This is a genomic window from Anaeromyxobacter sp. SG64 (assembly GCF_022690745.1).
Taxonomy (GTDB): Bacteria; Myxococcota; Myxococcia; order Myxococcales; family Anaeromyxobacteraceae; genus Anaeromyxobacter; species Anaeromyxobacter soli.
The window spans coordinates 1-8,147 of the sequence record NZ_JALCZB010000140.1; the positions used below are offsets into that span (position 1 = coordinate 1).

At 73.4% G+C, this 8,147-nt stretch carries 9 protein-coding genes; 1 reads left to right on the plus strand and 8 read right to left on the minus strand.

What is annotated here, in order from left to right; genetic code table 11:
• From MNZ29_RS22700 to MNZ29_RS22725, 6 genes are all read right to left on the minus strand, one after another.
• Positions 1-699 (minus strand): GntR family transcriptional regulator (locus tag MNZ29_RS22700; protein WP_242356864.1); only part of this gene is annotated, 699 nt, incomplete at its 3' end.
• A gap of 15 nt (positions 700-714) precedes the next feature.
• Positions 715-1,431: an ABC transporter ATP-binding protein gene (locus MNZ29_RS22705; RefSeq protein ID WP_242341420.1), complete on the minus strand. Its 717-nt coding sequence runs from the start codon at positions 1,429-1,431 to the stop codon at positions 715-717.
• On the minus strand, positions 1,428-2,165 hold the full coding sequence (locus tag MNZ29_RS22710; RefSeq protein ID WP_242341421.1) for an ABC transporter ATP-binding protein: 738 nt from the start codon (positions 2,163-2,165) through the stop codon (positions 1,428-1,430). The genes MNZ29_RS22705 and MNZ29_RS22710 overlap by 4 nt, the downstream gene beginning before the upstream one ends.
• Positions 2,166-2,173: 8 nt before the next feature.
• On the minus strand, positions 2,174-3,157 hold the full coding sequence (locus tag MNZ29_RS22715; protein ID WP_242341422.1) for a branched-chain amino acid ABC transporter permease: 984 nt from the start codon (positions 3,155-3,157) through the stop codon (positions 2,174-2,176).
• Complete coding sequence (locus MNZ29_RS22720; protein ID WP_242341423.1) at positions 3,154-4,029, minus strand: branched-chain amino acid ABC transporter permease; 876 nt, start codon at positions 4,027-4,029, stop codon at positions 3,154-3,156. The genes MNZ29_RS22715 and MNZ29_RS22720 overlap by 4 nt, the downstream gene beginning before the upstream one ends.
• A 4-nt stretch (positions 4,030-4,033) precedes the next feature.
• Positions 4,034-5,299: an amino acid ABC transporter substrate-binding protein gene (locus MNZ29_RS22725; protein ID WP_242341424.1), complete on the minus strand. Its 1,266-nt coding sequence runs from the start codon at positions 5,297-5,299 to the stop codon at positions 4,034-4,036.
• Positions 5,300-5,444: 145 nt separating this feature from the next.
• Between MNZ29_RS22725 and MNZ29_RS22730 the strand changes: the two genes are divergently transcribed.
• Positions 5,445-6,938 (plus strand): AMP-binding protein, encoded by a 1,494-nt coding sequence (locus tag MNZ29_RS22730; RefSeq protein ID WP_242356866.1) that lies wholly within the window; start codon positions 5,445-5,447, stop codon positions 6,936-6,938.
• Between the two features lie 29 nt (positions 6,939-6,967).
• Here MNZ29_RS22730 and MNZ29_RS22735 read toward each other — a convergent pair whose 3' ends face one another.
• Together MNZ29_RS22735 and MNZ29_RS22740 are read right to left on the minus strand one after the other, a co-directional pair.
• Positions 6,968-7,699 (minus strand): DUF4253 domain-containing protein, encoded by a 732-nt coding sequence (locus tag MNZ29_RS22735; protein ID WP_242341568.1) that lies wholly within the window; start codon positions 7,697-7,699, stop codon positions 6,968-6,970.
• Positions 7,700-7,852: 153 nt separating this feature from the next.
• The coding region (locus tag MNZ29_RS22740; RefSeq protein WP_242341567.1) for a hypothetical protein at positions 7,853-8,147 on the minus strand (295 nt) is incomplete at its 5' end.

Consider the following 8,147-nt stretch of genomic DNA (forward strand, 5'->3'; position numbering starts at 1 on the left):
CGCCTTCGGCGCCCCCGCCGCGGCCGCGCGCGAGCGGCCCGGCCTCGCCATCGCGTCCTGCACCGCGAGCGCCGCGCGCTGCGCCATGAGGTGGGCGCGCATCACCCGCTCGGCCTCCTCCGCGTCGCCGCGCCGGAGCGCGCGCATGAGCTTGCGGTGCTCGGCGAGCGAGGCCTCGAGCCGGCCGGGCACGCGGAGCTGGCGGCCGCGCAGGAGCCGCAGGAACTGGCGCAGCTCGGAGACCATGCGCGACAGCCACGGGTTCGCGGCGAGGTCCTGCACCGCCTGGTGGAAGAGGTAGTTGAGCTCGTAGTACCTGCCCACGTCGTCCGCCGCGGCGCAGCGCTCGAGCCGCTCGTGGAGCGCCTCGAGCCGGCGGACGTCCTCCGGTCCGGCCTTGCGGACCGCCTCCTGCGCGCACAGCCCCTCGAGCAGCGCCATGAGCGGGAAGATCTCGTCGAGGTCCCGCGGCGTCAGCTCGCCGGAGACGAACGACCCGCGGCGCGGCGTGAGGCGCACGAGCCCCTCCGCGTGCAGCACCTTCAGCGCCTCGCGCAGCGGCGTCCGGCTGATGCCGAAGCGCTCGACCAGGGCGCGCTCGTCGATCCACGTCCCCGGCTCGAGATCGCCGGCGTAGATGAGCTGCCGGAGCCGCTCGGCGACCTCCTCGTACAGCGCGCGTTGGGCGATGCGCGTCATCGGGTCGCTCTCCGCTCAGAGGCCGAGGTACGCCGTGCGGATCTCGGGGTTGGCGGAGAGCTCCGCGCTCGTCCCCTCGAGCCGCACGCGCCCGGTCTCGATCACGGTGCCGCGCTGCGCCACCTCGAGCGCCTTGCGCAGGTTCTGCTCGACGAGCAGGACGGTCATGCCCTGGGCGTGCAGGTCGGACACGGTCCGCATCACCTGGTCGACCAGGATCGGCGCGAGGCCGAGGGAGGGCTCGTCCAGCATGAGGAGGACGGGCTCTCCCATGAGCGCCCGCCCGATGGCGCACATCTGCTGCTCGCCCCCGGAGAGGCTGCCCGCGATCTGGCCGCTCCGCTCGGAGAGGCGCGGGAACATCGTGAACACCCGCTCCAGGTTGCGCGCCGCGTTCGCGCGCACGCGCGGGTGGTAGGCGCCGAGATCGAGGTTCTCCCGCACGGTCAGCTGGGCCCAGAGATCGCGGCCCTCGGGGACGAGGGCGATCCCGAGCTCCGCCCGGCCGGCGGCGGGGAGACCCACGAGCGACTTCCCGCGGAAGCGGATGTCCCCGGCGCGCGGGCGCCGGAGCCCGGAGACGGCGCGCAGCGTGGTGGTCTTGCCCGCGCCGTTCGAGCCGAGGAGCGTGACGATCTCGCCCTCGCGCACCTCGAGGCTGAGGCCGTACAGGACCTGGATGTCCCCGTAGAACACGTCGATCGCGTCGACGCTCAGGAGGGGCTCGCTCACGCGCTCACCTCGTGGCCCTTGCCGAGGTAGGCCTCGACGACGAGCGGATCGCGGACTACCTCGGCCGGCAGGCCCTCGGAGATCTTCTTGCCGTGGTCGAGCACGGCCACCCGGTCGGAGAGCGACATCACCGCCGGCATGACGTGCTCGATCATGATGACCGAGACCTTCCGCTCGTCGCGGATGCGCCGGATGAGCGCGGCGAGCTTCATCGCCTCGGCGGGGTTCACGCCGGCGATGACCTCGTCGAGCATGAGCACCCGGGGCACCGTGGCGAGGGCGCGCGCGAGCTCGAGCCGCTTGCGGCCCGAGAGGGTGAGCGCGCCGGGGAGCTGGCCGGCGCGGTCGGCCAGGCCGACGAACTCGACGATCTCCGCGGCGCGCTGGCGCGGCGTGCCCTCCGCGCGCCAGCTGCCGTGGATCGCGCCGACGGCGACGTTCTCGGCCACGGTGAGGTTCGGGAAGGGCCGCACGATCTGGTGCGTGCGGACGATCCCGGCGCGCACCACGCGGTGCGCGGCGTACCCCGAGACGCGCCAGCCCTGGAGCCGGACCTCGCCCGAGGTCGGCCGGATCGAGCCCGCGATGAGGCTGAAGAGCGTGGTCTTCCCGGCGCCGTTCGGGCCGATGACGCCGAGGATCTCGCCCTCGTTGAGCTCGAGCGTGACCTCGTCGACGGCCTTGAGGCCGCCGAAGCTCTTCGAGACCGCGTGGCAGCTGAGGAGCGGTGGCATGGGGTCGGTCAGGCGAGCGACTCGCGCGGCTCGCGGCGCGCGCGGCGCCGCACGGCGCGGGCGAGGCGCAGCGCGAGGCCGGTGAGCCCGAGCGGCTCGAAGAGGATGATGAAGATGAGGAGGAGCCCGTAGAGGCCCAGGTAGAGCTGCGGGTAGGAGGCGAGCAGGAACTGGCGCAGCAGCACGAACACGATCGCGCCGAGCACCGGTCCGAGGACCGTCCCCACCCCGCCGATCACCGACATGAGGACGAAGGCGATCGAGCGATCGAAGCCGAACATGTCGCCCGGCTCGATGAAGCTGAAGTACGCGGCGTAGAGCCCGCCGGTGATGCCCACCACCACCGCGGACAGCGCGAAGACGAGGTCCTGGTAGAAGGTCGCGTTGACCCCGACGTCTGCGGCGGCGTCCACGTCGGCCTTGATGGCGAGGAGCTGCAGCCCGAGCGTCGAGCGACGGATGAGGAACGACGCCGCCACGACCAGGGCCGCGAGCCCGAGCCCCCAGAAGTAGAGCCGGTCCTTCATCTCCACGTCGATGGGCAGCGAGAGGCCGGAGGAGCCGCCCGTGAAGTCCTCCCAGTAGGTGAACAGGAGCCGGGCCGCCTCGCCCACGCCGATGGTGGCGATCGAGAAGTACGGCCCGCGCAGCCGCAGCATCGGGTGCGCGCCGAGCGAGAAGATGCCCGCCGCGATCCCGCCCACCAGCCAGGCGAGCGGCGCCGGCGCGGGCGGCTCCATGATCATGAGGCGCGCCGCGACGAACCCGCCCACGCCGAACAGCGCCGCGTGGCCGAAGCTCACCTGCCCCACGAAGCCGCCCATCCAGTTCCAGGCGAGCGCGCCCGAGATCATCAGGAAGGCGAGCGTGACGAGGTTCTTCGAGTAGATGGAGAGGTCGAGCGCGGCGGGCGCGACGGCGAGCGCGGCGACGACGAGGACGAACGCCGCCAGCGCCCAGCGCGGCACGATCGGAGGCCAGGCGAACTTCATCCGAGCACCCGCTGGCCGAAGAGCCCGCCCGGCCGGAACACGAGGACGAGCACGAGCATGACGAAGCCGACCGCCGCCGTGAGGTAGGAGGGGAGCACGAGGATCGCGAACACCTCGACCACCGCGAGGACGAGGGCCGCGATCCCGGTCCCGAACACGCTGCCCAGGCCGCCGAGCACCACCACCACGAACGACTTGAGGAGCTCGCCGGACCCGAACCCGGGGTTGAACGAGAAGATCGTCGCGGAGAGGAGCCCCGCGAGCCCGGCGAGGGCCGTGCCGAGCCCGAAGGTGATCGTGTAGATGCGCTCCACGTCGATCCCCACGAGCGTGCAGCTGTCCGCGTTCTGCGCCACGGCGCGGATGGCGCGGCCGAGGTACGTCCGCTTGAGCAGGAGCTGCAGCGCCGCCGGGGTGACGACCGCGATCGCGAGCACCGCGAGGCGGTTCACCGAGACGTACGAGCCGAGGAGCGGGATCGCCCGCGTCGAGTAGGCCGTCCGGATGGTCTGGTCGTTCCCGCTGAAGAGCAGGTACGCCGCGTTGCGGAGGACGAGCCACACGCCGAAGAGGAGCAGGAGCGAGGCGGGCCCGCCCGCGGCGCCGCGCGGCAGGTGGCGCACGAGCACCCGGTAGGTGAGGACGCCGAGCAGGAACGTGACGCCCACGACGAGCGGGATGGCCAGGTAGGGGTCGAGCCCCAGCCACCCGTGGAGGATCCAGCCCAGGTAGGCGCCGGCCATGATGACCCCGCCATGGGCGAGGTTCACCACGCGGAGCACGCCGTAGATGAGGCCGAGCCCGTACGCCATGGTGGCGTAGAGCCCGGCGAGCAGCACCGCGGAGACGGCGAGGTCGACGAAGCGGTCCACGGGATCACTTCGCGCAGCGCGGGTTCGGGGCGACGCCGGCGGCGCTCGCCACGTCCTTCGGGAAGATGATGGGCGAGGTGCCGTCCGGCTGGTTCTGCTGCACCACGAACGAGTTCTGCGCCTGCTGCCCGAACTCGGCCTTGAACTCGAGGGTCCCGCCGGGCAGGAGCGACGGCATCTTCATCGACGCGAGCTTGGCGCGCACCGCCTCCCGGTCGACCTTGCCCGCCTGCTGGATGGCGGTGAACAGGGCACGCGCGCTCTCGTACGCGAGCGCCTGGAACCACTCCGGCTCGCGGCCGCCGTACTTCGCCTTGAACGCCTTCACGAACTCCTGCGAGGGGCCGGGCTTCGTCCCGAGCTGCGCGTTCCACCAGACGCCGGAGAGGACGTAGTTCACGTTTTCCTGCCCGAGCGCCTTCACCGCGTCCTTCTCGCCGCCGCGCGCGCCGTAGCTCACGACCTTGTGGCACATCCCGTTCGCCACGTACTGACGGTGCATGGTGATGTAGTCGGGCAGGTGGGCGTCCACGAGGAACAGGTCCACGTTCGCGGCCTTCACCTTCCCGAGGAGCGCCCCGAAGTCGCGCGCGTTGAGCTCGAACGACTCGTCGACCACGACCTGGTACGCGCCGCCGCTCTTCCCGGCGAAGTCGGAGACGCCCTTGCGGAAGTCCTTGCCGTGCGCGGTGTTCTCCCACAGGAGCGCGATCTTCGCGGGCTTCGGCAGCTTGCCGGCCTTCTGCTGCTCGTCCATCCACTGCATGAGCGTCCCGCCGAGCAGCTCGACGGGGGAGATGAGGCCGAAGAGGTACTTGAACTTGCGCTTGTAGATCTTGGTCGCGCCGCCGCCGCCGTTCACGTACGGCACGCGGTTCTGCTCGGCGACCGTGCTCTGCGCCTCCACGAGGTGGCTCGCGTAGGTGCCCAGGAGGAAGTCGACCCGGTCGCTGTTCACGAGCCGGTCGGCGAGGCTCACCGCCGACGCCTGCGTGCTCGTGTCGTCGAGGAGGAGGAACTGCACCGGCAGCTTCTTGCCGCCGACCTCGAGGCCGCCGGCCTTGCTCACCTGCTCGAACGCGAGGTCGTAGCCCTCCTTGAAGAACCCGCCGACGCGGGCCTCCGCGCCGGTGAGCGGCAGCGTCGCGCCGATCAGGATCTTGTCCTTGTCGGCGGCGGCCGCGGCGCCGGGGAGGGCGGCGGCCGCGGCGAGCGCGGCCAGCGCGAGGAGCAGCGGGGCGTACGGCCGGCGGGGGTTGCGAGTGCTCATGAGCGCCTCCAGGGCGAAGGAGAGCTGCGTCTCCGTAATTATGGATTACGGCTTCGCGACACGATGGTCCCGGCGCAACGCGAAGATCCACCTGGGCCCCAACGGAGACCCGGGCCCGCGGCGACGGGCCTTACACTCCGGGGACATGCACCCGCTCCTCCCCGAGCTCGCGGCGCGCGGCGGCCGCGTGGCGCTGCGCGTCATCGCGAGCGCCGGCCCGGCGGCCGTGACGCGCGCCGGCGCCGCGCCGCGTCGCGCCGACGTCTCCTACGCCGAGCTCGACCGCGCCGCGCGCGCCCACGCGGCCCGCCTGCTCCAGGACGGCGTCCGCGCAGGCGAGCGCGTCGCGCTCTGGGCGACGCCCGAGCTCGCGACGATCGCCGCCGTCATCGGCGACGCGCTCGCCGGGGTGGCGACGGTGCCGCTCAACCCGGCGCTCGGCGAGGGCGAGCTCGGCCACGTGCTCGCCGACGCCGCGCCGCGTCTCGTCCTCGCGGCCGACCCCGCCTCCTTCCGGGCGCGCACGCCGGACGTCCGGGGGATCACGCTCGACGGCCCGGGCGCCTCGCCGCCGGCGCCCCGCCCGGACGACCCGCTCCTCGTGCTCTACACGTCGGGCACCACCGGCAAGCCGAAGGGCGCGATCATCACGCACCGGAACGCCGCGTTCGACCTCGACGCGCTCGTGTCGGCGTGGGGGTGGACGGATCGCGACGCGCTCGTGCACGCGCTGCCGCTCTTCCACGTGCACGGCCTCGTCCTCGGCGTGCTCGGGTCCCTGCGCGTCGGGGCGTCGATCCTGCTCCTCCCCCGCTTCACGCCGGAGGGGGTGTGCGCGGCGATGGAGGGCGGCGGCACGATGCTCTTCGCCGTGCCCACGATGTACCACCGGCTCGCCGAGCACTGCGAGGCGAGGCCAGACGAGGCGCGGCGGCTCGGGTGCGCGCGGCTCCTCGTCTCGGGGTCCGCGGCGCTGCCCGTCCGCGAGAACGACCGCCTGTTCCGGCTGTTCGGGCAGCGCGTCGTCGAGCGCTACGGCCTCACCGAGACGCTCATCCTCACCGCCGCGCGCCACGACGGCCCGCGCACGCCGGGCGCGGTCGGGCCGCCGCTGCCCGGGGTCACCCTCCGCCTCGTGGACGACGCGCGGCGCCCGCTCGAGCCGGGCCCCGACGTCCTCGGCGAGGTGGCGGTGAAGGGCCCGACGGTGTTCGCGGGCTACCTCAACCGGCCGGACGCGACGGCCGCGGCGATGGACGCGGACGGCTTCTTCTACACGGGAGACATCGCGTCGATCGGGCCGGGCGGCGAGGTGCGCATCGTCGGCCGCCGCGCCACCGACCTCATCAAGACCGGCGGCTACAAGGTCGGCGCCGGGGAGGTGGAGGCGGCGCTGCTCGAGCACCCCGCGGTGCGGGAGGCGGCCGTGATCGGCGTCGCCGACGAGGATCTCGGCGAGCGGATCGTGGCGTTCGTGGTCCCCGCCCCGGGCGCGGCCCCGCGCCCGGAGGAGCTCGCCGAGCACGTCGCCCGGCTCCTCTCGCCCCACAAGCGCCCGCGCGCGGTGCGGCTCGTCGAGAGCCTGCCGCGGAACGCCATGGGGAAGGTGCTGAAGAAGGAGCTCGCGGCGCTCGGCTGAGCGCGGCGCCTACGGCGCGCGACGGCGGCTCACTCCCAGATCAGGTACAGCGTGCGGTGCTTGCCGATGAGGTCCGCGAGCCCGGCGATCGGGTTCGAGTGCCCGGCGACGAGGTCGGGCGCGATCTCGGCCGCCCGGCGCGCGATCTTCTCCGGGTCCTTCGGCTGCCGCTGGAACCGCCCGGCGACGTAGTCCGCCCCGATCTCGTACAGCTCGAACGCCTCGTCCCGCTCCAGGGTGGAGAGCCACGCCACGATCTGCTCGCTCGTCACCCCGCGCTTCGGGCCTGCCGTGCCGATGCGGCGGATCACGACGTTCGGGTCGGCCGTCGCGAGGAGGCCCACGAGGTCCTTCTCGCCAGCGAGGCCGAAGCTGCGCTCGTAGCGGAACAGGTAGACCCCGGCCTTGCGGAACGTCGTGTGGCTGCCCGCGAGCAGCCGCTCCGCGGTGCGGGTGTCGACCGCGAAGGCACGGCCCTCGGAGAGCGGGATCGGCTTGACCTCGCTGTCGATCTGGCCGCCCTTCACGCCCGCGGCGTCCTCGACGAGCTTCACGGCGGCCGCGAAGCTCTTCGGGGCGGGGAGCACGATGGGCTGGGCCTCGGCGGCCGGCGCCTCGGGAGCGGCCGCGACCGCCGCGGCCGTCGACGGCTCCGCGCGGACGCCGAGCGGGCCCATCGCGAGGAGCGTGGCGGCCGCGAGGAACCGGCGGGCGAAGACGTTCGTGCGAGCACGATCGAGGCGGCGGGACGGTTGCGTCATGGAGGCTCCCTTTTGCCGCACGCGAACGGCCGTGCGGCAGAGAGCCGCAATCTACACGCCCCTATCGGCATGATCGACTTTGCGTCCCCCGCGCACCGGCCCCCACAGCGGAGCTGGGCCGCCCGGACGGGCCGGGCGGTCCAGACCTACCCGCTATCGCCCGCGCCAGCCGGGAGGCGGCTCGGCGTAGCCGCGCTCGCGGAACGGCTCGGCGGTCTCGCGCAGCCAGGCCTCGCGCCGCGCCGCCCAGCGGCCGTCCACGTCGATCCCGAGCGCCGCGAGCCCCTCGCGATCGTCGTAGCGGAGGGCGAGCACCGCCTCGGGCTTCGCGCTCGCGCGCTCGAAGCGGACCGTGCGCACGTGGGAGGCGTGCTCCTCCGCGAACTCCGTGCCGAGCCCCGGCCGCGCCGTCGCGCGCGCACCGGGGGACGGCTCCGGCGCGAGCGCT